The sequence below is a fragment of the Arthrobacter sp. B2a2-09 genome, from assembly GCF_027587375.1.
In the GTDB taxonomy this organism is placed as follows: domain Bacteria; phylum Actinomycetota; class Actinomycetes; order Actinomycetales; family Micrococcaceae; genus Arthrobacter.
In genome coordinates this window covers 52,145-74,166 of the sequence record NZ_JAMXIC010000013.1, presented here as the reverse complement: position 1 = coordinate 74,166, position 22,022 = coordinate 52,145, and the positions used below count along the sequence as shown (strand labels likewise).

At 64.0% G+C, this 22,022-nt stretch carries 20 protein-coding genes; 10 read left to right on the top strand and 10 right to left on the bottom strand.

Annotated features, from left to right (window positions below):
* Window positions 1-23 precede the first annotated feature (23 nt).
* A complete protein-coding gene (locus NFJ07_RS14855) occupies window positions 24-806 on the top strand; it encodes a 3-oxoacyl-ACP reductase (protein ID WP_269995443.1) in 783 nt (260 codons plus the stop codon).
* Between the two features lie 141 nt (window positions 807-947).
* Here the strand turns inward: NFJ07_RS14855 and uraH are convergent, their stop codons facing one another.
* Together uraH and uraD are read right to left on the bottom strand one after the other, a co-directional pair.
* Entirely contained in the window at window positions 948-1,289 is a 342-nt protein-coding gene (gene uraH, locus NFJ07_RS14850; protein ID WP_234754367.1) for a hydroxyisourate hydrolase, read from the bottom strand.
* A complete protein-coding gene (gene uraD / locus NFJ07_RS14845) occupies window positions 1,286-1,816 on the bottom strand; it encodes a 2-oxo-4-hydroxy-4-carboxy-5-ureidoimidazoline decarboxylase (RefSeq protein ID WP_269995441.1) in 531 nt (176 codons plus the stop codon). Before uraD ends, uraH begins: the two co-directional genes overlap by 4 nt.
* A gap of 395 nt (window positions 1,817-2,211) precedes the next feature.
* Here uraD and NFJ07_RS14840 point away from each other — a divergent pair, with 395 nt between their 5' ends.
* Both NFJ07_RS14840 and opgC read left to right on the top strand, forming a co-directional pair.
* Entirely contained in the window at window positions 2,212-3,306 is a 1,095-nt protein-coding gene (locus NFJ07_RS14840; RefSeq protein ID WP_269995440.1) for a pyridoxal-phosphate-dependent aminotransferase family protein, read from the top strand.
* A 95-nt stretch (window positions 3,307-3,401) separates the two neighbouring features.
* A complete protein-coding gene (opgC, locus tag NFJ07_RS14835) occupies window positions 3,402-5,927 on the top strand; it encodes an OpgC domain-containing protein (protein ID WP_269995439.1) in 2,526 nt (841 codons plus the stop codon).
* A 34-nt stretch (window positions 5,928-5,961) separates the two neighbouring features.
* On the opposite strand, the gene NFJ07_RS14830 is transcribed toward opgC, so the two are convergent.
* The 5 genes from NFJ07_RS14830 to NFJ07_RS14810 all read right to left on the bottom strand — a co-directional run bounded on the left by NFJ07_RS14830 (window position 5,962) and on the right by NFJ07_RS14810 (window position 10,851).
* Entirely contained in the window at window positions 5,962-6,393 is a 432-nt protein-coding gene (locus NFJ07_RS14830) for an ATP-binding protein (protein ID WP_269995437.1), read from the bottom strand.
* On the bottom strand, window positions 6,386-6,718 hold the full coding sequence (locus NFJ07_RS14825) for an STAS domain-containing protein (RefSeq protein WP_269995435.1): 333 nt from the start codon (window positions 6,716-6,718) through the stop codon (window positions 6,386-6,388). Before NFJ07_RS14825 ends, NFJ07_RS14830 begins: the two co-directional genes overlap by 8 nt.
* On the bottom strand, window positions 6,708-8,657 hold the full coding sequence (locus NFJ07_RS14820; protein WP_269995433.1) for a glycosyltransferase family 2 protein: 1,950 nt from the start codon (window positions 8,655-8,657) through the stop codon (window positions 6,708-6,710). The genes NFJ07_RS14825 and NFJ07_RS14820 overlap by 11 nt, the downstream gene beginning before the upstream one ends.
* A 33-nt stretch (window positions 8,658-8,690) precedes the next feature.
* Window positions 8,691-9,845: a PP2C family protein-serine/threonine phosphatase gene (locus tag NFJ07_RS14815; protein WP_269995432.1), complete on the bottom strand. Its 1,155-nt coding sequence runs from the start codon at window positions 9,843-9,845 to the stop codon at window positions 8,691-8,693.
* Window positions 9,846-9,924: 79 nt separating this feature from the next.
* Window positions 9,925-10,851 (bottom strand): Lrp/AsnC family transcriptional regulator, encoded by a 927-nt coding sequence (locus NFJ07_RS14810; protein WP_269995544.1) that lies wholly within the window; start codon window positions 10,849-10,851, stop codon window positions 9,925-9,927.
* 298 nt (window positions 10,852-11,149) lie between these two features.
* On the opposite strand from NFJ07_RS14810, the gene NFJ07_RS14805 reads away from it, so the two are divergent.
* The 5 genes from NFJ07_RS14805 to NFJ07_RS14785 all read left to right on the top strand — a co-directional run bounded on the left by NFJ07_RS14805 (window position 11,150) and on the right by NFJ07_RS14785 (window position 16,307).
* Window positions 11,150-11,998, top strand: a complete 849-nt coding sequence (locus NFJ07_RS14805) for a transporter substrate-binding domain-containing protein (protein WP_269995431.1) — start codon at window positions 11,150-11,152, stop codon at window positions 11,996-11,998.
* A 66-nt stretch (window positions 11,999-12,064) separates the two neighbouring features.
* On the top strand, window positions 12,065-12,799 hold the full coding sequence (locus NFJ07_RS14800; protein ID WP_269995430.1) for an amino acid ABC transporter permease: 735 nt from the start codon (window positions 12,065-12,067) through the stop codon (window positions 12,797-12,799).
* On the top strand, window positions 12,796-13,602 hold the full coding sequence (locus NFJ07_RS14795; RefSeq protein WP_269995428.1) for an amino acid ABC transporter ATP-binding protein: 807 nt from the start codon (window positions 12,796-12,798) through the stop codon (window positions 13,600-13,602). Before NFJ07_RS14800 ends, NFJ07_RS14795 begins: the two co-directional genes overlap by 4 nt.
* Window positions 13,592-14,590 carry a C-terminal binding protein gene (locus tag NFJ07_RS14790; RefSeq protein WP_269995426.1) on the top strand — a complete coding sequence of 333 codons (999 nt, stop codon included), beginning with the start codon at window positions 13,592-13,594 and terminating at the stop codon, window positions 14,588-14,590. Before NFJ07_RS14795 ends, NFJ07_RS14790 begins: the two co-directional genes overlap by 11 nt.
* A 43-nt stretch (window positions 14,591-14,633) precedes the next feature.
* Window positions 14,634-16,307: an amidohydrolase gene (locus tag NFJ07_RS14785; protein WP_269995424.1), complete on the top strand. Its 1,674-nt coding sequence runs from the start codon at window positions 14,634-14,636 to the stop codon at window positions 16,305-16,307.
* 377 nt (window positions 16,308-16,684) lie between these two features.
* On the opposite strand, the gene NFJ07_RS14780 is transcribed toward NFJ07_RS14785, so the two are convergent.
* From NFJ07_RS14780 to NFJ07_RS14770, 3 genes are all read right to left on the bottom strand, one after another.
* Entirely contained in the window at window positions 16,685-17,896 is a 1,212-nt protein-coding gene (locus NFJ07_RS14780; protein WP_269995423.1) for an aminotransferase-like domain-containing protein, read from the bottom strand.
* Window positions 17,897-17,963: 67 nt separating this feature from the next.
* Window positions 17,964-19,283: a M20/M25/M40 family metallo-hydrolase gene (locus tag NFJ07_RS14775; protein WP_269995421.1), complete on the bottom strand. Its 1,320-nt coding sequence runs from the start codon at window positions 19,281-19,283 to the stop codon at window positions 17,964-17,966.
* 34 nt (window positions 19,284-19,317) lie between these two features.
* A complete protein-coding gene (locus tag NFJ07_RS14770; RefSeq protein ID WP_269995420.1) occupies window positions 19,318-19,998 on the bottom strand; it encodes a TetR/AcrR family transcriptional regulator in 681 nt (226 codons plus the stop codon).
* Window positions 19,999-20,184: 186 nt separating this feature from the next.
* Between NFJ07_RS14770 and NFJ07_RS14765 the strand changes: the two genes are divergently transcribed.
* On the top strand, window positions 20,185-21,129 hold the full coding sequence (locus tag NFJ07_RS14765) for an ABC transporter substrate-binding protein (RefSeq protein ID WP_269995419.1): 945 nt from the start codon (window positions 20,185-20,187) through the stop codon (window positions 21,127-21,129).
* Window positions 21,126-22,022 (top strand): amino acid ABC transporter permease, encoded by an 897-nt coding sequence (locus NFJ07_RS14760; protein ID WP_269995418.1) that lies wholly within the window; start codon window positions 21,126-21,128, stop codon window positions 22,020-22,022. The genes NFJ07_RS14765 and NFJ07_RS14760 overlap by 4 nt, the downstream gene beginning before the upstream one ends.

Here is a 22,022-nt window from a genome sequence, read left to right as displayed (position 1 = left end):
CCATCATTCAAGGAGAGATCACCATGACCGAATTCATTTCAAACCGACTCAAGGACCGCACTGCCGTCATCACCGGCGGCGGCAGCGGGATCGGCTTGGCCACGGCAAAGCGTTTCGCCTCGGAGGGTGCCAATGTGGTCATCGCCGATATCGATCCGGCAGCCGGAGAAGCAGCCGCGGCCGCCGTCGATGGCATCTTCGTGAAGGTCAACGTCACAGACGAGCAGGAAGTCATCAACCTCTTCGCCGCCGCCAAGAGCCACTATGGCAGCGTGGATATCGCGTTCAACAACGCGGGTATTTCGCCGCCGGACGATGCGTCCATCCTCGACACCGGGATCGACGCCTGGCGCCGGGTCCAGGAGGTAAATCTGACGAGCGTCTACTACTGCTGTAAATACGCGCTTCCGTACATGCTGGAGCAGGGCAAGGGCTCGATCATCAACACCGCGTCCTTCGTGGCCGTGATGGGTGCGGCAACTTCGCAGATCTCCTACAGCGCTTCCAAGGGCGGCGTGCTGGCGATGACCCGCGAGCTGGGCGTCGAATTCGCGCGCAAGGGTGTGCGAATCAACGCACTGTGCCCCGGACCCGTGAACACTCCGTTGCTGAAGGAACTTTTCGCCTCCGATCCGGAGCGGGCCGCACGCCGCTTGGTCCACGTGCCCTTGGGCCGTTTCGCCGAGCCCGAGGAACTGGCCGCTGCGGTCGCCTTCCTGGCAAGCGATGACGCCTCGTTCATTACCGCTTCGACCTTTATGGTTGACGGAGGTATCTCGGGAGCCTACGTCACCCCGATCGACTAGCGGGAGCTTCCACTTCCATCGATTGCTCCCCACCGGCTCCCAGCCTTCGCAAGCTCAGGCCGGGGCCCTCGCCGGCGTGGGCCCAGTAACGGTCCTTTTGGGACCCCAAAACGACAGCTATGGAGCAATCGATGGGTAGAACTAGCTTCCCCGGTACGTGGAGAACGCGAAGGGGCTGAGCAGGAGCGGCACGTGGTAGTGCTCGCCGGCGTCGGACACCGTGAAGCTCAAGTCCACTTCCGGGAAAAAGGTGTCCACGCCCTGCGCCTTGTAATACGGACCGGTCGCGAAGTTGAGGCGGTAACTGCCGCCGTCGACCCTCTCGGGACCCAGGTCCTTGATCCGGCCGTCCGCATCGGTGGTGCCGCTGGCTACGTGCTTCCAGTTGTCGCCGTCGCGCACTGAGAGAACGACGGCGACGCCGGCCGCCGGGCGCCCGGAGCCGGTGTCCAGGATGTGGGTGGTTATCTGGGAAACGCTCATTTGTTGGGCACTCCTTCGCTGCTGACGCTGGCTTCGTTGATCACGCCGGCCAGGCGCAGCAACCCGATTTCGCGCAACTGTCCGGCCACGATGACGTCTTCTTCTTCAGCTGTGTGGCTCAGGCGCTCGTGGAGGGAGGCCAGGATTTCGCTGGCTGTCCGGCCCGCGGCACGGATCAGGAAGACGCGGCCGAACTTGGCCTCGTACTCACGGTTGCCTTCGGCCAAAGCGGTGGCGACGCCGTCATCGCCGGGGTCGACGCCGGCCTGTTCGGAGCGGGACATCGCGGCTTCGGTGGTCTGGGCCTTGGGCCGTTCGCCGATCCGCGGGTGGTGGGCCATCGCGGCTGCCACTTCGTCCGAGGTGAAGGGCTCGGCGGTTTCCCGGGCGAAATCGAGCAAGGAGTCCAAGCCGCTGAAGGGGCGCGCATCTGCGACGCGCTCCACCCAACGCTGGATGTCGAGGCATGGGCGGAGGACGTCGATGGCGTCCGCACGGTCCACGCTGTTGAATACTTCAAGCTGCATGCTTGTTCATTCCTCGTGCGAGTGCTGGCATCCATGGTGTTGGCTATGCGGAACTCCGGCGATTCCTGCCGGATGGACCTGTGCGTCTCCGCACTTCAGGCCTTCCACATCATGGAACTGTTATTTCAGCATACGTAATAGTGAATCCAATGACTGCCGTGGTGTCAAGAGAATACCGCACCCCGGTCCTCCCGACCCGCCCTGAAACGCTCGCTCACCTTTGGGGGGTTCTGCCGAAACGCTCGCTCACCTTTGGTGGGTTCTACCGAAACGCTCGCTCACCTTTGGTGGTGTTTCCCGAAACGCTCGCTCACCTTTGCTGGTGTTTCCTGAAACGCTCGCTCACCTTTGCCGTCTGGTGGACAATGTCAGCAACGAGCCAAAGGAGTTCCGCCATGCCAGAAGTCCTGACTTCCCGGTATCTCTTCGGACCGGGGCCGAGCAATTGCTATCCGGAAGTGACTGCCGCGTTGGCCTATCCGGTGATCGGGCACCTGGATCCCGTGTTCATCGAGCGCCTTGACCGGACATGTGCTGGGCTTCGGACGGTGTGGGGGACCCGGAATGCCCGCACCCTGCCGTTGAGTGCCACTGGTTCCGGCGGCATGGAGGCCGCCTTTGTTAATACAGTGTCCGACGGCGACGTCGCAGTAATTGCCGTCAACGGGCTTTTCGGGGAGCGCATGTGTGAGGTTGCCCGGCGTTGCGGCGCCACGGTGGTACGCGTCGATCACGAGTGGGGCCAGCCCGTGGATACGGAGCGGGTCCTCGCCGCCCACCCGCATCCCAAGGTGATTGCCGCCGTCCATGCTGAAACCTCCACGGGTGTCCTGTCCGACGTCGCGCCCCTGGGTGCCGGCAAGGGCGACGCGCTATTGATCGTGGACGCGGTGACGTCCATCGGCGGGCTGGAACTCCTGGCTGACGACTGGGGGATCGACGTCGGGTACGCCGGGACACAGAAGTGTTTGGGAGCGCCCCCTGGCTTGTCCCCGTTCACAGTGTCCGAGCGCGCTTTCGAGCGCCGCGTCAAGGAGCCACGTTCGTGGTACCTGGATATCGGTCTTCTGGGTGGGTATGTTGGCGCGGCGAGTGGCAGCCGGACGTATCACCATACGGCCCCGGTGACCATGATCGCCGGGCTCGAGGCCGGACTGGACCGCATTCTGGCCGAGGGGCTCGCGGCTGTTCAAGAGCGGCACCGTGCAGCCGGGGCCGAGTTGCGGGATGGCCTTGAAGCGATGCGGCTTGAGCTGTTTGCCGCGGAGGGCTCGCGATTGCCGAGCCTCACCACGGTCAAAGTGCCCGACGGCGTGGACTCGGCCGCCGTCCGCGCTTACCTTCTGGAGAACTTCAGTATGGAAATCGGCTCCGGGGCGGGTGCGTTTACGTCGACCGTTTGGCGGATCGGCATGATGGGTCCGAATGCCAACAGGGCATCCGTGAAGCTCGTCCTTGGCGCGCTGGAAGAAGCGATCGCGAAAGCCTGATCCTCGACCCACGGAAACGCTGGAAAATCCTCGGCTAAGCTTCTCAGCGTGGGGCATGGCGAGAGGCCACGGTCCGGCACGTGGGGGAGGACCGCATGACCAGCACCGGAGTGCCGAGGCGACGCCAAAGGGAACCCAAGCGCCTGCTCCGGTTTGTGATCGGACTAGTGCTTTGTGCTGTCTTGTTGGGTGCGGGCCCACTGGCCGCTGCTTGGTCAGCAGACGGTGCCGGGTCCGCGACGGCGGATCCCGGCGCGGGACGGCCCTATCTGGGTGCAGCCCTGGATTGGAGCCAAGACGATGCGGCAAGTTTCGCCGACAGGCTAAAGGCAACACCCGCCCTGTTCGCACACGATGTGTCCATCCCAATCACGGACGGCGAGAAAACGTACGTGCGGCAGTTCCTCTCGCAAAGCGCCCAGACAGGCTCTCATGCGTTGCTCAACGTCCGGCCCGCGCTGCCTCTGGCGGAGCTGACTGCGGACCGGGCCGCGGACTTCGCAGCACAGATCAAACAGCTCTCGGACCGGTTCCCTGGCCGGATCTTCATCAGTTTCGCACCGGATATGAACACCGGCTGGGCGGATTGGGGACAGCAGCCGCGCACTTATGTCCGGGCGTTCCGTGCAGTGGCGGCCGCCTTTGCGGCACAGGGCAACACGGCGCAGGGCCGGGCACTGATGGTGTGGCAGCCGTTCGCTGGCAAGGACTACCCGTTCACGAAGAACAGGAACGCCCCGGCCCCCGGCACCGTGGACTTCTCTGCGTTGGACACAAACCACGACGGCGTCTGGGACGCTGCCGACGATCCTTACGCACCGTTCTACCCGGGTGATGACGTGGTGGACTGGGTTGGACTCTCGGCCTACCACGATGACACCGGCGGTGGGGCGGCCATGAACTCCTTGCCGCGCCCAGGCGAACTGGCGGGGATGCTGACCGGGGCTTCGGTCAATGCCGGCCAATCCGGCGCAGGAAATTCCCACGCGGATTTCTACTCCGTGTACGCCTCCGGACGGGGGAAGCCGCTGCTCCTCCAGACCGCTGCATACTACGGCCCCACGGCGGGCGGTCCCTCGGAGACGGACATCAAATCGTCCTGGTGGAGCCAGATTCTCAGCACCATCTCCTCTGCCCAGTTCAGCAGGATCGGCTCCGTCGTCTGGAACGAGAAAACCCAAACCCGTGGCGCAGGGGACGTCACCATCGACTGGCGCATCAGCGGGAAGCCGGACATCGCGGAGGCGGCGGGCGCCCGGGTCAAGGACTCCAATTTCACAACCGCTCCGGTCACGGAAACGGCACAACGGCTCGGTTCGTCCGCTCCTGGCAACGTACTGAGCGGCCCGGCGGCGTGGTTCGCCATGCTCGTCACGCTGTTGGCTGCCTGCGGGCTCTGGCTGCTGCCCCGGTTCGTCGGCGCTATCCGGGGGTGGACATACGACGACGGCTCCTCCCGGGACTCCCGGGTGGACCTCCTGCGAGGCCTGGCCATCGTGTTTGTCGTTGTGAACCACTTGGGGATGACCTCGCTGTTCCAGCTGTTCACGCAGGAGGCGATCGGGTTCGTGTCCGGTGCTGAGCTCTTCGTTCTGCTCTCTGGACTGGTCCTGGGCATGGTTTACGGCCCACGCGCCAAGGACAAGCTGGGTGACGTAGTTGACCGCACCGCCAAGAGGGCCGGGAAGTTGTACGCCATCGCATTGGTGGTGATGGCTGCGGTATTCATCATCAGCCTGGTACCGCAGCTCAACGTGGACACCCTGACGACCTTTACGGACCAGGGAACCGGAGGGGCAGGCCACAGCGCGGCGGGCCGCACGTACGACCTCTACGCGGGCATGCGCGGCCTGCTGCAGTTCCCGGTGCCATCGGCCGTGGTTCCGTCGATCCTGCTGCTGCAGTTCGGCCCTTGGCAGTTCAACGTGATGGGCCTTTACGTCGTGATGCTCCTGCTGAGTCCGTTGGTGTTGCTGGCTGTGGCCCGCGGCAAGACGGTGTGGGTACTCCTCGCCAGCTTTGCCCTCTACGTGGCGGGCTCCGTGTTCCGGTTCCGGCTCCTGCCCTCCCAATTCGAGGATTCGTTCCCACTGCTCGTGTGGCAGGTGCTGTTTATCGTGGGCCTCGTGGCCGGGAGCAACAGACGACGCATCGTGGCATGGCTGACCAAGCATCTCTGGGTGGTGGCAGTCTGTTCGGGGATCACCGCGGTGTTCGCCATCGGATCGTGGGCCAACCCCTACCTCTCCAACGACCTCGACTACCGACTGGCGGTCCTGCCCGACGCGAGCTACCGGGCAATCTACGACCAGTTCTTTGGCCGGACGTTCCTTGGCCCGGGCCGCCTGTTGAACGTACTGGCCCTCGTGGTGACGGCCTTTGCGCTGCTGACGGCTTACTGGAAGCCCGTGGAACGTGCCGTGGGCTGGCTCCTCATCCCGTTGGGCCAGGCCACTCTGTACGTCTTCATCGTGCACGTTGCCTTGATCGCCGTTGTGTCCAACATTCCGTTCCTGCAGGAGGGCAACCTTCTCGTGAACACCCTGGCGTACGCGTTGATCTTGGCGCTGCTGTGGGGCATGGTGCGGACGCGCTTCCTGTTCCGCATCATTCCAACATGAGGTGTCGGGCCGCCAATAGCCCCGCACTTTCGCGTCAGGACTCGGGCGTGGAGTCCCGCGTCAGGACCCACGTGTTAGTGCCGTCCTGGCGCTCGAATGTCACGGTTGTTACGAGAGCCTCGATGAGCGCCAGGCCACGACCGGACTCCGATTCCTCACCCGGCATACTCGGCCGCATCTCCGAGGCGAACGGCTCCCGTGCGTTGTAGGCACTTACACGGGCCTGCAGGAGCATAGGCCGGACGATGATGTCCACCCCTAGTTCCACTGGGTCCTCTGCCACCGGAAGGGCATGCTGCACGATGTTTGCCGCAGCCTCGATCACCGCGGTGGTGAAGGTCATCCTGTCCATGACGGGAACGAATGCGGCGTCATCCCACAGGCTATCGAGTTCGGTGTGTACGGCATCGATGGCGATGTCGTCAGACGGGCCGTGGTAGCTTCTGCGGGCGAGGACGTCAGTCATCGCCGAACGCGGCTTCCGCTGTGGGGTACGAGGTCAGGACGCGGTCCATGTTTGTCAGTTCCAGGACCATCTTGACCTGGGCCTGGACACCGGAAATGCGGAGGTCCCCGCCGGCCTGGCGGGCAGCCTTCAAACAGCCGATCAGGGCACCGAGCCCGGAGGAGTCCATGAACACGGTATCTTCCAGGTTGACCACCACCCGGCTGGCGCCACCGGCTACCACCTCGGCCACTACCTCGCGCAGTTTCGGAGCCGACACCATATTCAGTCGGCCAGCCCCTTTCACCTCCGCGTAGGAGTCCTTCAACTCGTAGCTAAACTGCATCAGCTTTCCTCTCTTCCGGGACAAAACCTCTGTACGTCGCTGCCCTTAGCAGGATGCTCATGACTGCGAGATCGAAGACCACCCACCCCACGTTCACCAGCGTACCTATCGGCTCGGACAAGCCCGCGGCAAGGCGCGCGACGCCTACCACGAGGGCAAGCACCAGCAGCGCCGCGACGGTGATCTGAGGCTGGATCAGGCTCCAGCTCGGCCCGCCGCTCTGCCTGGCCTTCGGGGTCACGGCGAAGCCGAGCGGGCGGCCGAACCAGACGTTGCGGGCCGCCGTCGTACAGGCCTTGATCCAAGTGGGGAATAGAGCAAGGCTGTACTGTTGTCCGCGCCAGGTTTTGATGCCATGGCCGGCCACTTGGAAAAGTAGCTGGTTCGCCACCATGAACGGGATGAAGCGGCTGAAGAAGTCCGGGCTGAGGCTGCTTACGGGCAGGATCCCCAAGACGAGGTAAATGATGGGGGCGGCGAAATACACCACGGCCGTGAAGCCGCTGAGATAGCTCCACATGGTGGAGAAGTACATGAGTCGTTGGCCCCAGGAGAGGCCGCGCTGGACGAGCGGATTTTCGCGAAGCATGACTTGGATGGTCCCCTGTGCCCAGCGGAGTCGCTGGGTCAGCATGGTCTTCAGGTCCTCGGGGGCCAGTCCGTAGGCCAGGATCTCGTGGTGGTAAACGCTCTGCCAGCCGAGGGCGTGCAAGCGCATGGCCGTCGCCATGTCCTCGGTGACAGAGATGGTGGCAAGGGGCATGACGGGCTGGGCCTCCTTGTTGCGTTCCACGGAGATGGCGTCCAGGAGCGCGTGCACGGACTCAAGGGCGCCCAGCGGGGACCAAGCACGGCCGGACATGCGCTCGACAGCGTCGCCCGCCACGACGGGAACGCCGGCTTCTCCCACACTGGCCAGTTCCATCGTGGCGATTTCCTCGAGGTCGGCCTGGAGGGCAGAGAAATCCGCTTCCACGAGGGTCCGCACCGCCTGGTCCACCTGGCGGCCAACCCGGTAGGTGATCTCGCTCAGGGAGAACCCAGCGTCCAGCTGCCGCCGGCCCTCGTCCGTGGCGGCTTCCACGTCGTCGAGCATCTGCGCCACGAGGGGATTCCCGGCGTCGGCGGAGCGCCGCGCCTTCTTGAGTGCGGAGCGGGACGCGGCCAGGGCCCTGCGGACGTTCCGTTCAGTCTCCTTGACGTAGCCTACGAGCCCCAGTTGCATGAGGGCCTCCCTGCGCAGGAGCGCATTGGAGCCACAGAAGAATGCCGCGTTCCAGCCGTCCTTGCCCTGCTGTATCGGGCCATAGAAGAGCGGCGCCTGGCTGCCAAGAGGGTCGTCGTCGGGGACGTTGATGAAGTATTGGGGCGTCTGGACAAGTGCCACGCGACTGTTATTGAAGTATCCCAGGGTTCGCTCCAGGATTTTCGGCTCTGGTACCTGGTCGGCGTCGAGGATCAGCAGGAACTCGCCTTGGGTGATCATCAGGGCGTTGTTGAGGTTGCCGGCCTTGGCATGCCGCGGCATGTTCGCCCAGTCCTCTCCGCGGGTGACGTAGCCAATCCCGTTCGCTTCGGCGAGCTGGCGCATTTCCGCGCGGTCGCCGTCATCCAGGATCCACGTGCTGTGGGGGTGGCCGATGTTCTTCGCCGCCTGGGCCGTGGTCATGACCAGGTCAAGTGGCTCGTCGTAGGTGGTGATGAAGACGTCCACGGTGGCGTCGTCCGGGGCACGGGGTGGGGGCTTGCGGAGCTTGAGGTTCCACACTGTCAGCCCGAAGAGCATGACGTCGATCAGGCTGTAGGTCTCGGCTGCCACCAATGGCACGGCGATCCACCAGGCGTCCCAGTTGAGCGAGGCCATCCACCGCCACGCAATGTAGTTGACGCCCAGCAGCACCGTTAGCGCCACGATGATGCGTGTCCAAAACTGTGTCAAAGATTCCCCCACTCCTGCACAAGGCACTAAGCGCTAGACGTCTGTCAACTCCGGTGCGCGAACCAGTGACCCTTCGGCGCCCGCTTTCACCCCGGCGCTTGGCCTTCGGTGGACCACGAGTGCCGTAACGTCGTCCTCCGCCGTCGCAGCAGGCGCCAGACGAAGCACGGCTTCGCATGCAGCGTCGACGGTGGGCTGCTCACGGACGGCTCGTTCCACGTCCCGGGTGAAGTCCTCCAGCGAGGCGAAGGCGTCCAAGACACCGTCGCTGACGACAACCAATGAGTCGCCAGGGGCCAGGTAGATGTCCGACGGCGCCCATTGCAGTCCCTCCCAGGCCCCCACGGGCGGCCCGCTCGACGCCAGTCTCCGTGCGCCCCCGACAGCCGGGAGGTGCAGCGCCAATCCGTGCCCGGCATCAACATAGCTGACTTTGCCCGAGGCGCTGTGGAGGCGTGCGTGGAAGAGGGTCACGAAGGATCCGGACTGGTCAAGATCGGCTGCGATGGTGCTGCTGGCCGAACTGAACGCGTCGGCGATTCCCGGCCTGGCTGCGACCGAGCGCATTACTGCGCGGACAGTCGCCGCGATCAGGGCGGCGCCCATTCCCTTGCCCATGGCATCGGCGACCGTCACATGCAGACCGTCCGGCGTCTGGTACCAGTCGTAGAAGTCCCCGCCCACGCTGCGCGTCGGACGGAAGCTTCCTGCGACGTCGTAATCATCCAGTAGTGCTTTCTCCTGGGGCAGAAGGCTCTTCTGCACCTCCGCAGCGCGGGTCAGTTCGTCGCTGGCTGACTGTGCTGGCCTGCGGGGGCGCCTGAAGAGGGCCCTGATCCTTGACTGGATCTCCCGCAGGCTGAAGGGCTTGTTCAGGTATTCGTCGGCCCCCGTGTCCAGGCCCGCGAGCCGGTCGATCTCACCCGCCCGGGCAGTGAGCATCATGATGTAAGCGTCGGAGAATTCCCGGAGCCTCCGGCAGACCTCTATGCCGTCCGTGTCCGGCAGGTTCAGATCCAGGGTGACCAGATCTGCGTTCGTGTTCCTGACGGCCTCGATGCCGGAAAGCCCGTTGGCCGCCTCTGTGACCTCGAAGTCCAGCTGCTGGAGCACCAAGACCAACACCGCGCGGATGTCGGCGTCATCCTCGATGACTACGGCACGGCGTCGATCAGGATTTGTAGACATAGACTCATTAACTATCGCTGCCGGGCATTTGTCACCTTGCGTCCGAGGTCATTGGTCAAAACGTGAGTTTGGATGAGAGCTAGTGGCCGTTGGATTGGGCCTTGGTCGCGAGCATCTTGTCGAGGGGCTTGGCGTATCGTTCCTGGACGATTTTCAGGTGCAGCCAGCACTCCACGCTTGCCACCGAGTCCATCGCGCGCACCTTGTCCAGGATCTCGTACATTTCGTCCAGCGAGCTGACGCCCACGGTGGCCACGAGATCGTGCCTGCCGAGGCAGCTGGCGATGAATTCCACGCCGGGGGTCGCCGAGAAGAAGTCGGTGGCTTCCTCGGTTCCTGCCGCCGTCGAGATTCCGAAGCCAAAGGCCATGGACCGCGAAGAACCGGAGCGGCTCCGGATAGGGCCGATCTGCATGACGCGGGCTTCCAGCAGGCGAAGGACCCGGATCCTGGCAGCACTGGACGAAAGGCCGATCCGCTCGCCGAGGGCCTCGAAACCGAGGCGGCCGTCCACCTGCAACTCGCTCATGAGGAGGAGATCCGCCTGATCAAGTTCGAGCCGGGGGTCCGGTGGCTCCTTGCCGAGGAAGAGGCTGCGGACCACCTCCTTGTACATCAGGACATCCACCGCAGCCACGCCCTCGCAAAGGCGGATGGCCTCGACGTCTTCGTAGAGCCTTTCGACGGTGGGCAGGCGGAGTTCGGCGATGATGCCGTACCTGCCCGTGGTGAGGGACGCGAAGACGGCGCCGTCCAGTTGGCTCAACCTCTCCAGGGCCGCTTGTGCGGAACCGTTCAGCTGGATGGAGATGTGCGCGACGGCGGTCAGGCCCAGCAGGCGCGGATGGACTGCCGCGACAATCCGCAGTTCTCCTGAGGACGTGAGCTCATTGACCTTCGCTGTCACGGCGGAGCGCGTCACGCCCAGCTGCTTGGATAGCTCGCTGAACGAGGCACGGCCATCGGCCTGCAGCAGGCGGATCAGCCTGTCGTCCAGATCATGCATGGTCTTCACAATAACCGCCTTGTCTTGGGGGCCGCGGTAGTGGGTGCTTAGCGAAGGTGCGGCGCCCCGGCGAGCCGAGCGCCGCCGTCGTAATCAATACTTTCACGAGCCAAGCGATAGGCAAGTTATTTGAATATAAAAGTAGCGATAGTCGTACAGAAACTGTGTCACATCAGTATTAAACAACTGATTCGCTTGATTTGGTCGATTTTTTCGCTAGCATCGTGATCAGCGCCACATCGGCGTACTCCGACTCGCGTTTCCACGCGACCCCAACAGTTCAATTGGAGATCTGCACATGCTCAAGTTCACGAAGCCCGCTTTGGCGGCCGCTGCGTTGGCCCTGTTGTTGAGTGGCTGCTCCGCCGCAGCTTCCCCCAGTTCCACGGGGCAAGCATCGGCCACCGCGCCGAAGGGACTCACCACGAGCGGCAAGCTCACCCTGTGTATCGACCCCGAATACGCGCCGCTGGAGTACTACGCCAACGGTTCCAGCGGTGACATCGTAGGGTTCGACGCCGACGCCGCACGGGCGCTCGCCAAGCACTGGGGCGTCGACGCAAAGTTCGAAGTGACCACATTCGACGGCCTCATGCCGGGACTCCAAACCCGCCGCTGCGACGCCATCTTCGGCGGCCTGTACATGAGCAAGGCCCGCTTGGACGTCGCCGACGCTTCAGCCGTGATGAACGCCGGTCCCGCGATCCTCTCGGCGCCAAGCAGCGCAGGGAATTACAAGACCGTGCTGGACCTGTGCGGCCACTCCGTCGCAGCGCAGAGTGCTTCGTCCAACGCCGCCCGCATCACTGCGCTCAAGGATGAGTGCAAGAAAGCCGGCAAGGACGAGCCCAAGCTCACCGAATACCCCAAGACCGCTGAAACGGTCCTGGCAGTCATCAACGGCAAGTCCGAGGCCCTGATCGAGACCAACGTGGCGGCCGCCTACATGGCAGCCCAGAACGAAGGCAAGCTCAGCGTGGCCCCGGGAGTCTTCCCGGCCGACACCACCTTCGGCGTGTTCACCCGCAAGAACGATCCGCTGTCTCCCGCCATCGCGCAAGCGCTGAAGGAACTCCACCAGGACGGCACCCTGGGCAAGATCGCCAAGGACAACAAGCTCGATCCCACGATCGTCGACGTCCCCTAGCCATCCTCCCCGCGGGGGCCGCAACAACGCTGCGGCCCCCGCGCCCTAACGCGAAAGGAGTTGGTGATGGAATTCGATGTCAACATCTTCGTCCAACAACTCGTGAATCCGAGCTACGTGTCGGGGGCTTTCCTGTCCGTCGCCGTCGCGGTGCTTTCACTGATCCTGGCCACGGCCATCGGTTTTGCCGTTGCCCTGGGACGCACCTCCCGTAGCCGGATAGCGCAGGGCGTCGCAGGAATCTACACCTGGTTCTTCCGGGCCATCCCGGCGCTGTTGGTGCTGCTCATCATCTGGAACGCCTTGCCGCAGCTCTTCCCCGTCCTGCGCCAGGATTGGTTCTCCCCGTTCATTGCCGCGTTCATCGGCCTGGGCATCGTGGAAGCGGCCTTCATGGCGGAAATCATCCGTTCGGCGTTGCTCAGTATCGACGAGGGCCAGGCTCTCGCCGGCAGGGCGCTTGGAATGTCGCCGGTCAAGGTCATGCTCAAGGTTGTCCTGCCGCAGGCCATCCGTACGGCCCTGCCTCCCACAGGCAATGAGTTCATCGGCCTCGTGAAGTTCTCCTCGCTGGCCTCCGTGATTTCCCTGCAGGAACTCCTCACCACGGCCCAGGTGGGCGTGAACATCACGTTCCGCTACGCCGAGTACTACGCCGCGGCAATCGTCTACTACCTCATCATCGTCAGCCTTCTGACACTTCTCCAAAGCTATGTGGAAAAGAAATTCGTCTGGACGTCACGGTCCAAATCCAAGAAGCCTTCCATCCTGGAACCAGTCGGCCAAGGAGTGCAGCCATGACCCACAGCGGCCCGGAACCCATGCCGGAAACCTGGTCCACCAACGATCCCGTACTCAGCGTGCGCAATCTCCACAAGAGCTACCAGGACCAGCACGTCCTGCGCGGCGTCGAGTTCGATATCCATCAGGGACAAGTCAAGGCAGTGCTGGGTCCTTCCGGTTCCGGCAAGTCCACGATGTTGCGCCTGATGGCGCTACTTGAGCCAGCCGACGACGGCGAGATCCGCCTCCGGGGGCGGCGCATCGGTGTCCGTGAGAAAGCAAACGGAGCCGTGGCCCTCCCCGAACGCGAGCTCGCCAAGGAACGCCGCAACATTGGCATGGTCTTCCAAAAGTTCAACCTGTTCCCGCACCTCACGGCTTGCCGCAACGTGATGCTCGGGCTGACCTCCGTCAAGGGCATCCATCACAAGGAAGCCGAAGAACAGGCCATGGCCATGCTCCAGCGCGTTGGGCTTTCGCACCGCGCCGGGCATTTCCCCTCGGAGCTTTCCGGCGGCCAGCAGCAACGCGTGGCGATCGCCCGCGCCTTGGTGATGAACCCCGACGTCCTCCTCTTCGACGAACCGACTTCCGCCCTGGATCCCGAGTTGGTGGGCGAAGTCCTGGACGTCATGGAGAGCCTGGCCAACGACGGCATGACGATGATCGTGGTCACCCACGAAGTCCGTTTCGCGCGCCGGGTTGCCGATGAAGTGACCCTGTTCGACAGCGGCGTCATCGTGGAACAAGCCACTCCGGACGAGTTCTTCGACAACCCCCAACACCAACGCACAAGGAAGTTCTTGAGCCATGTCCACTAAGCACCGCCCCCTCGCCGTCTACACGGACATGGAAGACCTCGATTACTCTGCCGGCGTCGCGCTGCTCGAGGACAACGGTTACGACGTCCGGTACCTCGGCACCCGGGATCCCGCGGTCATCGCGGAGCAGGCGAAAGACGCAGAAGCCTTGCTGGTGGGCTACGCCCCCGTGACCGCCGAGGTCATGGACGCCATCCCGGGCTTGAAAATCATCGCCCTGGTCTCCATGGGCTTCGACAACGTTGACCTCGATGCCGCCAAGGAGCGGGGTATTTGGGTCAGCAACCTTCCGGGCGTGGCCACGGAGGAAGTAGCCTCGCACGCGCTGGCGCTTACCCTCGCCGTCACGCGCGAAATTCCGTTCTTCCAGGGACGCGTGGCCGAGGGGGACTGGAACGCCCGCCCGGACAGCACCGTGTTCCGGCTCAGCCAGGAGCGGCTGGGGCTGATCGGACTGGGGCGCATCGGCACTCGTCTCGGAGAGCTTGCATCGGGCGTCTTCGGCGAGGTAGTCGGCTACGATCCGTACCTCCCGGACACTCCGGCTACCAGGGAGATGCTGGCGAAGGCAGGCATCCGCCGGGCTGGCCTGGAAGAAGTCCTGGCGGAATCCGCCGTCGTGTCCCTGCACATGCCGCTCACGGACGAAACCCGGCACATCATCAATGCCGAAAGCCTCGACGCGATGCGGCCGGGCAGCTACCTCGTGAACGTGAGCCGCGGGCAGCTGATCGACGACGAAGCCCTGCGTGCCGCCGTCGACTCCGGCCACATCCGTGCAGCGGCGCTGGACGTGCTCGACGTCGAACCGGCGCCTGCCGACCACCCGCTGATGGGCCATCCGCGGATCCTCGTGACACCCCACGTCGGCTTCCTCTCGGACTACACGCTGGCCGAATACGTCAGGATCCAGGCGCAGAACGTCATCTCCCAAGCCCGCAGCGGCGCCCCGGACACCCCGTTGTTCGAGCTGGCACCCGCCCGCTGAGTACCGGCCGTACCGCAAACTTCAACACGCAAAGGTTATTCCCATGTCATTCCTGGCATCCCATGAAACTTCGCCCATAGCCCCCGCTGCAACGCTGTTCTTCGGCGGCCGCATCCGGACTGTCGACGCCCTGAACTCCGTCGCGGAGGCGATGCTGGTCATCGGCAACCGTGTTGCCGCCGTCGGGACGCCGCACGAGTGCCGCGACGCGGCGCTTAAGCTCACGACGGCGGTGCCCGACGTCGTCGACCTCCGGGGCCGCACGCTGGTGCCGGGCTTCATCGACCCGCACGCGCATCCCCTGATGTACGGACAGTTGCTGTCCTGGGTGGATTGCGGTCCGGAGGCTGCGCCGGACATCCCCACCATGCTTGAACAGCTGGCGAAGGCGGCGGCCGACAACCCGGGCGACACTCCGATCAGGGGCTATGGCTACGAGCACCGCAACCTTGCCGAGCAGCGCCACCCCACGCGGCAGGAATTCGACACCGTCTCCACCACGCGCGAAGTGTACGTCATGAACGCGAGCGGTCACGGCGGGGTGGTGAACTCGTACGTGCTCGCGAAGGCGGGAGTGGGCCGCGACACTCCCAACCCGCCGGGCGGAACCTTCTTCCGGGACGCCGACGGCGAGCTGACGGGTGAGCTCTCCGACGCCGCTTGCGACATCCTCACGGGAGACGAGGGCGTCAAGCTGGGGCACCACGGACCGAACTTCCACCTCGGGGACAGCAAGGAACATCACCGCGCCCAGCTGCTGCACGCCCAGCGCGAGTTCCTCAGCCACGGCGTCACCACCATCGGCGACGCACAGGTGACCAAGCGCGAGTTTGGCGCCTACCTGGACCTTGTGGAGCGGGGCGAACTGGTGACGCGCATCAACGCCTACTTCCTGTCGAGCCTCCTGGACGAGGTGTTGGAACTGGGTCTCGTGGATAAGTTCGGTGATTCCCTCCTTTCCTTCGCCGGGATCAAGCTCTACGCGGACGGGACCCTGGGCGGCTGGACGGCGTACTTCCCGGAGGGCTATCGCGATGATCCCTGCCGCACAGGCTCGCTCTACCATGAGCCGGCCGAATACCGTGCCCTCGTCGCCAAGGCGCACAACGCCGGGCTGCAGACGGCGACCCACGCCCAATCGCCCACTGCCATCCAGCTGGTGCTGGACGCCGTCAGCTCGGCTTTGGCTATTTCGCCACGAGCCGACCACCGGCACCGGATCGAGCACTGCGGACTGCCCACGCTGGAGCAGATCGAGCAAATGGCCGAGCTCGGCATCATGCCCGTCAACCAGCCGCAGCACTACTACAACTGGGGTCCCGGCGTCACGGATGCGATCGGCTCCCCGGGCGAGCGCTTCAACCCCCTCGGCGAATTCGTGGCCGCAGCGGTGCCCGTGACCATGAGCTCTGATGCTCCCGTGGCCGATCCCCGTCCGCTGGAAGCCATCCAGACGTCCGTGACCCGCCTGACCCGCTCCGGCGTCCAGTTGGGCTCGGATGATCTTAAGATCGACGTCGTCGAGGCCCTCCGTGCCCACACCATCAACGGGGCGCGGGCCATGGGGCGCGAGAAGGACCTTGGCTCCCTCGAGCCGGACAAGCTGGCCGACTTCGTGATCCTCGCCGCGGACCCGCTGGAAGCACCTGAGGGTGACATCAGCGGCATCGGGGTTGTGGAGACCTGGGTCAACGGCGTACGGGTGTACGCGGGCTGAGGCTTTCGACGCATCGTGGCGCGCGCCCGGCAAAGGGCTCCCGTCCCTTCGCAGGCGCCGTCCTGACCCTGTCTGAGCCCGGCAGCCCGCGCGACATACCCGGTTTCCGGCGTGTCGAGGCAGTTTGAGAATCAAAGAAGGTCAGGACGGCAAGGCCAGCACAGTTAAACCCCGACGTCGGCACTCAGGTGAGTGCCGACGTCGGGGTTTCGTGGACTCAGCTTCCCGCGAGCCCACTTGCGGACGTGGCTCGATGCCGCGGGCCTCCTGAGGGGCGCCGTGCACCAAATCGCCGGAAAGCTGCCAGTTCGCCGGAGCCTTCCGGCGATCCCGCAGCCTTCCGGCGATTTCGCCCGGTTGGGTGACGGCAGGACGGCTTAGACTCGGCGGATTGCCTCAGCCAGGCGCTTGACGCCCTCGGTGAGCTGATCTTCCGGGGCGTACGAGAAGGCGATGCGGAGCTGGTTGCTGCCACCGCCGTCGGCGTAGAAAGCGCTCCCCGGCACGAACACGACTCCCGCCTCGATGGCCGCGGCGAGCACATGCTCGGTGTCGATCCCCTCGGGCAGGGTTACCCAGGTGAAGAATCCACCGCTCGGGGTGGTCCACTGGGTACCGTCGGGCATGTAGGCAGCCAGGGCGTCCAGCGTGGCCTTGCAGCGGGAAGCGTAGACGGCACTGTACGCGGCAATCTGGTCCCGCCAATCGAAGCTGCTGATGTACTGCTCCACTACCAGTTGACTCAAGACCGAGGGGCAGATAGTGGTGGCCTCGGAGGCGATCTGGAGGCGCCCGCGCACCTCCTGGGGCGCCACCACCCAACCGACGCGCAGGCCGGGGGCGAAGATCTTGGAGAACGAGCCGAGGTAGAACACGTTCTCCGGGTCGAGCGAGTGCATGGCGGGTTTGAGTGTGCCGTCGAAGCTCAGCAGGCCATACGGGTTGTCCTCGACGATCAGCACGCCTTCGGCACGGCAAATGTCCACCACCCGCTGCCGCCGCTCAAGTGAAAGGCTGATGCCGGAAGGGTTGTTGAAGTTGGGGATCGTGTAGAAGAACTTAATGGTCTTGCCCGCGGCTTTGAGCCCGGAAATGACGTCCTGGAGGCGGTCAGGATCGACGCCGTCGTTGTCCATCGCCACGTGGGCCACCTCGGCCTGGAAGCCTTCGAACACGCCGAGTGCGCCCACATATGTTGGTCCTTCCGCGATCACCACGTCCCCGGGATCGCAGAAGAGCTTGGTCACGAGTTCCAGTGCCATTTGCGAGCCAGCGGTGATCTGCACGTTTTCCGGCGACGTCTTGATGCCTTCGAGTTCCATGACTTGGCAGATCAGGGCCTGCAGTTCCTCTGTTCCCGCACCGGAGCCGTACTGGAGGGCCTCCAACCCGCGACGGGCGACGACGTCGGACGCCATGGCGGCGATGCGCTCCATCGGCAGGACGGGCAGGTAGGGGTTGCCGCCGGCGAGGGAGATCATGCCCGGCTGCATGGAAACATCGAAGACTGCGCGGACGGGGGAGGGCTGGAAGCCTGCTGCACGCCTGGCCATCCGGTCGGTATGGGACAGCTCTGTTGTTGTGGTCATGGTGGTCCTTTGGTGTTGGCGGGCGCTATGGTGCGCCCCGGGCTGGTGGTTTTTGCTGTGCGGCTGGTTACTGAGCGCTGAGGAATCGATAAAGGATGCGGGTGCCCGCCTGGATGGCGGTGACGGGGACGCATTCGTCGACGCCGTGGAACATGCCCGCGAAGTCAAAGCCTTCGGGAAGCCGCAAGGGAGAGAAGCCGTAGCAATTGATGCCCAACTGCGAGAAGGCCTTGGCGTCCGTTGCTCCGGACATGACGAACGGGAGGGCCTTCCCGGCGGGGTCGACGGCGGTGATCGCCGCTTGCATTGTGTCCAGCAAAGCGCCGTGGGCGGGTGATTCCAGCGAACGCCCCTCTTCCCAGCTCACCTCGATGCCGGGCCCCAGCAGCTCCATGAATTGCTCTTTGAATTGGTCATCGGTCCCCGGGGCGATGCGGCAATCGACCGTGGCGGTGGCAGTCCCGGGAACCACATTGGTCTTATAGCCGGCATGGAACTGGGTCGGGACGGCGCTGGTACGCAAGCCCGGGAGGAGCATCGCGGCGAGCAAACCGAGCGAGGCGAGTTCGCCGTCGAGCCTTTCGCCATCCAAAGGCCGGCCGAGGGCCTCGCCCAACTGCTCCACCAACGCTGAGAGCGAGGCGCTCCGGACCAACGGCCATTCGTGTTCCGAGATGCGTGCGAGGGCAGAGGAAAGGCGCGCGACGGCGTTGCTTTCGTTGGGCACGATGGAACCGTGGCCTGTGGTTCCGTGCGCGGTCAGCGTCGCCCAAGCGACCCCCTTTTCCGCCACTCCCAGCAGGTAGAGCCTCAGGTCGTCACGAAGCTGGAGGGAAAAGCCGCCGATTTCACCGATCGCCTCGGTGACGCCATGGAACAGTTCGGGGTGCTCGTCCACCAGGAACTGGGCACCGAACTCGCCGGCTATTTCCTCATCGGCCACGAAAGCGAAGACGATGTCCCGCTTGGGGATGAAGTTCTCGCGCCGCAATTGGCGGATGGCGGCCACAGTCATGGCAACCATGTCCTTCATGTCCACCGCGCCGCGACCCCATACGAAACCGTCCTTGACCTCGCCGGAGAACGGGTCCACGGTCCAGTCCGCAATGTTGGCGGGGACGACGTCGGTATGGCCATGCACCAGAAGGGCCGGAACCTCCGGGTCGCCGCCCTTCATCCTGACCACGAGGTTGCCGCGGCCTGGAGCCTTTTCGAGCAACCGGCCTTCGAGGCCGAATTCCGCGAGCAACGACTGAAGGTATTCGGCACAGCGCGATTCGCCGTCGCCGGTGGTGGCGGGATCGCCGGTGTTGGTGGAATCGATGCGGATCAAGGTGCTGCAAAACTCCACGGCCTCGGCGGCCATGGCGTCGTGATGTTCCCCCACAGATGGTCCTTTCCAGCGCGGGTTGGCGCGGGTATTAATGCGCGTCCTCGAGTTTGGAGCGCTTTTTGTGGATGAATTCGTCGGCGTCGATGCCGAACTCCCGGGCGGCAAAGCGGTGCAGGGTCTCGATCATCTCCGCAGGTGAGAAGCTGTGGACCCCGTTCAAGGACTGGATCGCGAGTCCATCGATCGTGGCCAGAAGCAAGGTAGCCACTTCGTCAATATCGAGGGCCGGTTGGAGCAGGTTCTCCTCCACCGCCTCCTCGAGCGCCCGGACGAACAGGCCCCGCCATGAAGTCCAGACTGCCGCGACGCTCTCCCTGATCTCGGAGTTCTTGTGGGCGGCGGCGTAGATCTGCAGCCAGAAGCCCCAGGCCTCTTCGAACGGGGTGTCGCTCTGGATGGAGAAGGTCAGGAGGTCGTGTAGGCGTTCCACGGCGTTGCTGCCGTGATCGTAGATGCGCTGCCATTCGGCAAGGGATTCGTCGATGCGGTACTCCACTGCGGCGCCAATGAGCCGTTCCCGGTGCCGGAAATAGTGCTGGATCATGCCGATGCTGAAACCTGAGGCCTCGGATAGTTCGGCGAAGGAGCAACCCTCGACGCCCTCGCGGGAGATTACCTGCGAGGCGTGCTGCAGAATGCTCAGCCGGCGTTCTGCCATGGCTTCTGCTGTGACGCTTCGCGTGCGGCGGCCCGGGTTTGTCTCGCTCATGCCGTTGCTCCTTCGTTTGTCTGGTCGCGCTGGTCCAGGTGGTGAGCCTTGTGGGCGCCCGTAGTCATCTCTCCACGATGTTGCCATGGTCCCTTGACACGCGTTGTTACTCATCTCACAATAAGTTGAACATATTGTTATTTCAACCCTACTCGAACCGGAGATCCACAAATGATGCGCAAAGGCGTGAAAAGTTCGCTCGTTGCAGCGGCAGCCATCAGTTTCTTGGCGTTGACAACGGCTTGCTCCAACACCGAAGGTGCGGCCGCTACTGTATCCGGCAACGCATCGGCGAGCGGCCAAAGTAGCCAGACCGGCCAGGAACTCGCACAGGCAGTGCAAGCCGATTCCAAGGTTCAGGCGCTCCTTCCGGCGGCCATCAAGAGCAAGGGGTCCCTGACCCTCGTCACGGACCCCACCTACGCCCCGATCGACTTCACCGATGACCAGGGCAAGATCGTCGGACTTGAACCGGACATGGCCTTGGCCGTCGCGAAGAAGATGGGCGTCACCATCAATATCGAAAAGGCCGACTTCAACGGCATCCTGGCCGGTATCGAAGCCCGGCGCTACGACGCCTCATGGGCAGCCTTCTCCATCACGGAGGAACGCAAGGACAAGGTCAACATGGTCAGCTACATGCGCGGAGGAACGTCCGTCATGGTCAAAAAGGGCAATCCGCTGGGCATCAACTCGGAACTGGACCTCTGCGGCAAGACCGTGGCTGCCCAGACCGGGACAACCCAGGCACTGAACGTGCTCCCGTCGTTTGACAAGAAGTGTGCCGACGCCGGCAAGGACAAGCCTGTTTCCTTGCTCCTTCCCCAGCAAGACAACGTCAACCAGGCTGTGGCATCGGGCCGCGCCCAGGCACTCGTGGCGGACAACGCGCTGACCGGGTACTACGCCCAGCTTCAGCCGGACGCCTTCACTTCCGTGGACTCCATCCTCGTCGAACCATCCCTGTCCGGCGTCGTGAGCCCGAAGGACGACGGCGGCCTGTCCAAGGCATTCCAGGCCGCGGTCCAGTCGCTCATGGACGATGGCACCTACGCCAGGATCATGGACGCTTGGAACCTCAAGTCCGGCATCATCACCAAGTCTGAGGTCAACCCGACGGTGGGGTCATGACCGTGTCTGAGCTGCCAATCACCGCCGAGGCACGGCATGACTTCGCGGATTTGGCGTCGCGGCCCGTGCTCAAGCGCAAACGGCCCGGACAACTGATCGCCATGGTGGTGGTGGGACTGTTCGCAGTTATGGGCGCCTACGTCATCGTCACCAACCCCGGCTTCGGGTGGCCCATCGTGGCCAAGTACCTGCTCGATATCCGCATCCTCAACGGCCTCCTGACCACCATCGAACTCACGGTCATTGCCATGGTCCTGGGACTCGTGATCGGCCTGGTGATCGCGGTCATGCGGATGTCCGACAACGCGCTCCTCCGCGGCGTGGCCGGCGCCTACATCTGGTTCTTCCGAGGCACGCCACTCATGGTGCAGATGCTCTTCTGGGGCTTCGCCGCGGTGCTGTTTCCGACCATCGGCATCGGGATCCCTGGCGGTCCGATGCTCGTGGAATGGAACACCAATGACGTCCTGCCGCTGTTCGTGGCCGGCATCCTGGGCCTGGGCTTGAACGAAGGCGCCTACATGGCCGAAATCGTTCGGGCAGGCCTGATGGGTGTTCCCGCGGGACAGTCCGAGGCCTCCCACGCCATGGGCTTCAGCCGGATGGAAACCCTGCGCCACGTGGTCATTCCCCAGGCCATGAAGATCATCCTTCCGCCGGTGGGCAACGAGACCATCTCAATGCTCAAGACCACCTCGCTGGTGATCGTGATCGGCGTCGGTGACTTGCTCTACAACGCCCAGCAGATCTACGCCCGCAACCTCCAGCAGATCCCGCTGCTGATCGTCGCGAGCCTCTGGTACATCCTGCTCACCACCATCCTCTCGCTCGTCCAGGCCCGCATTGAGAAGCGGTACTCCCGCGGCAACACCATCCAGGCGCGAAAGGCGTAG

Coding starts and splice junctions, on each gene's coding strand:
- NFJ07_RS14770 (WP_269995420.1), bottom strand. CDS start 19,998: ATGAGCGAGACAAACCCGGGCCGCCGCACGCGAAGCGTCACAGCAGAA.
- NFJ07_RS14790 (WP_269995426.1), top strand. CDS start 13,592: ATGTCCACTAAGCACCGCCCCCTCGCCGTCTACACGGACATGGAAGAC.
- uraH (WP_234754367.1), bottom strand. CDS start 1,289: ATGAGCGTTTCCCAGATAACCACCCACATCCTGGACACCGGCTCCGGG.
- NFJ07_RS14810 (WP_269995544.1), bottom strand. CDS start 10,851: ATGCATGATCTGGACGACAGGCTGATCCGCCTGCTGCAGGCCGATGGC.
- NFJ07_RS14825 (WP_269995435.1), bottom strand. CDS start 6,718: ATGCAGTTTAGCTACGAGTTGAAGGACTCCTACGCGGAGGTGAAAGGG.
- uraD (WP_269995441.1), bottom strand. CDS start 1,816: ATGCAGCTTGAAGTATTCAACAGCGTGGACCGTGCGGACGCCATCGAC.
- NFJ07_RS14805 (WP_269995431.1), top strand. CDS start 11,150: ATGCTCAAGTTCACGAAGCCCGCTTTGGCGGCCGCTGCGTTGGCCCTG.
- NFJ07_RS14855 (WP_269995443.1), top strand. CDS start 24: ATGACCGAATTCATTTCAAACCGACTCAAGGACCGCACTGCCGTCATC.
- NFJ07_RS14800 (WP_269995430.1), top strand. CDS start 12,065: ATGGAATTCGATGTCAACATCTTCGTCCAACAACTCGTGAATCCGAGC.
- NFJ07_RS14840 (WP_269995440.1), top strand. CDS start 2,212: ATGCCAGAAGTCCTGACTTCCCGGTATCTCTTCGGACCGGGGCCGAGC.
- opgC (WP_269995439.1), top strand. CDS start 3,402: ATGACCAGCACCGGAGTGCCGAGGCGACGCCAAAGGGAACCCAAGCGC.
- NFJ07_RS14795 (WP_269995428.1), top strand. CDS start 12,796: ATGACCCACAGCGGCCCGGAACCCATGCCGGAAACCTGGTCCACCAAC.
- NFJ07_RS14780 (WP_269995423.1), bottom strand. CDS start 17,896: ATGACCACAACAACAGAGCTGTCCCATACCGACCGGATGGCCAGGCGT.
- NFJ07_RS14785 (WP_269995424.1), top strand. CDS start 14,634: ATGTCATTCCTGGCATCCCATGAAACTTCGCCCATAGCCCCCGCTGCA.
- NFJ07_RS14760 (WP_269995418.1), top strand. CDS start 21,126: ATGACCGTGTCTGAGCTGCCAATCACCGCCGAGGCACGGCATGACTTC.
- NFJ07_RS14815 (WP_269995432.1), bottom strand. CDS start 9,845: ATGTCTACAAATCCTGATCGACGCCGTGCCGTAGTCATCGAGGATGAC.
- NFJ07_RS14830 (WP_269995437.1), bottom strand. CDS start 6,393: ATGACTGACGTCCTCGCCCGCAGAAGCTACCACGGCCCGTCTGACGAC.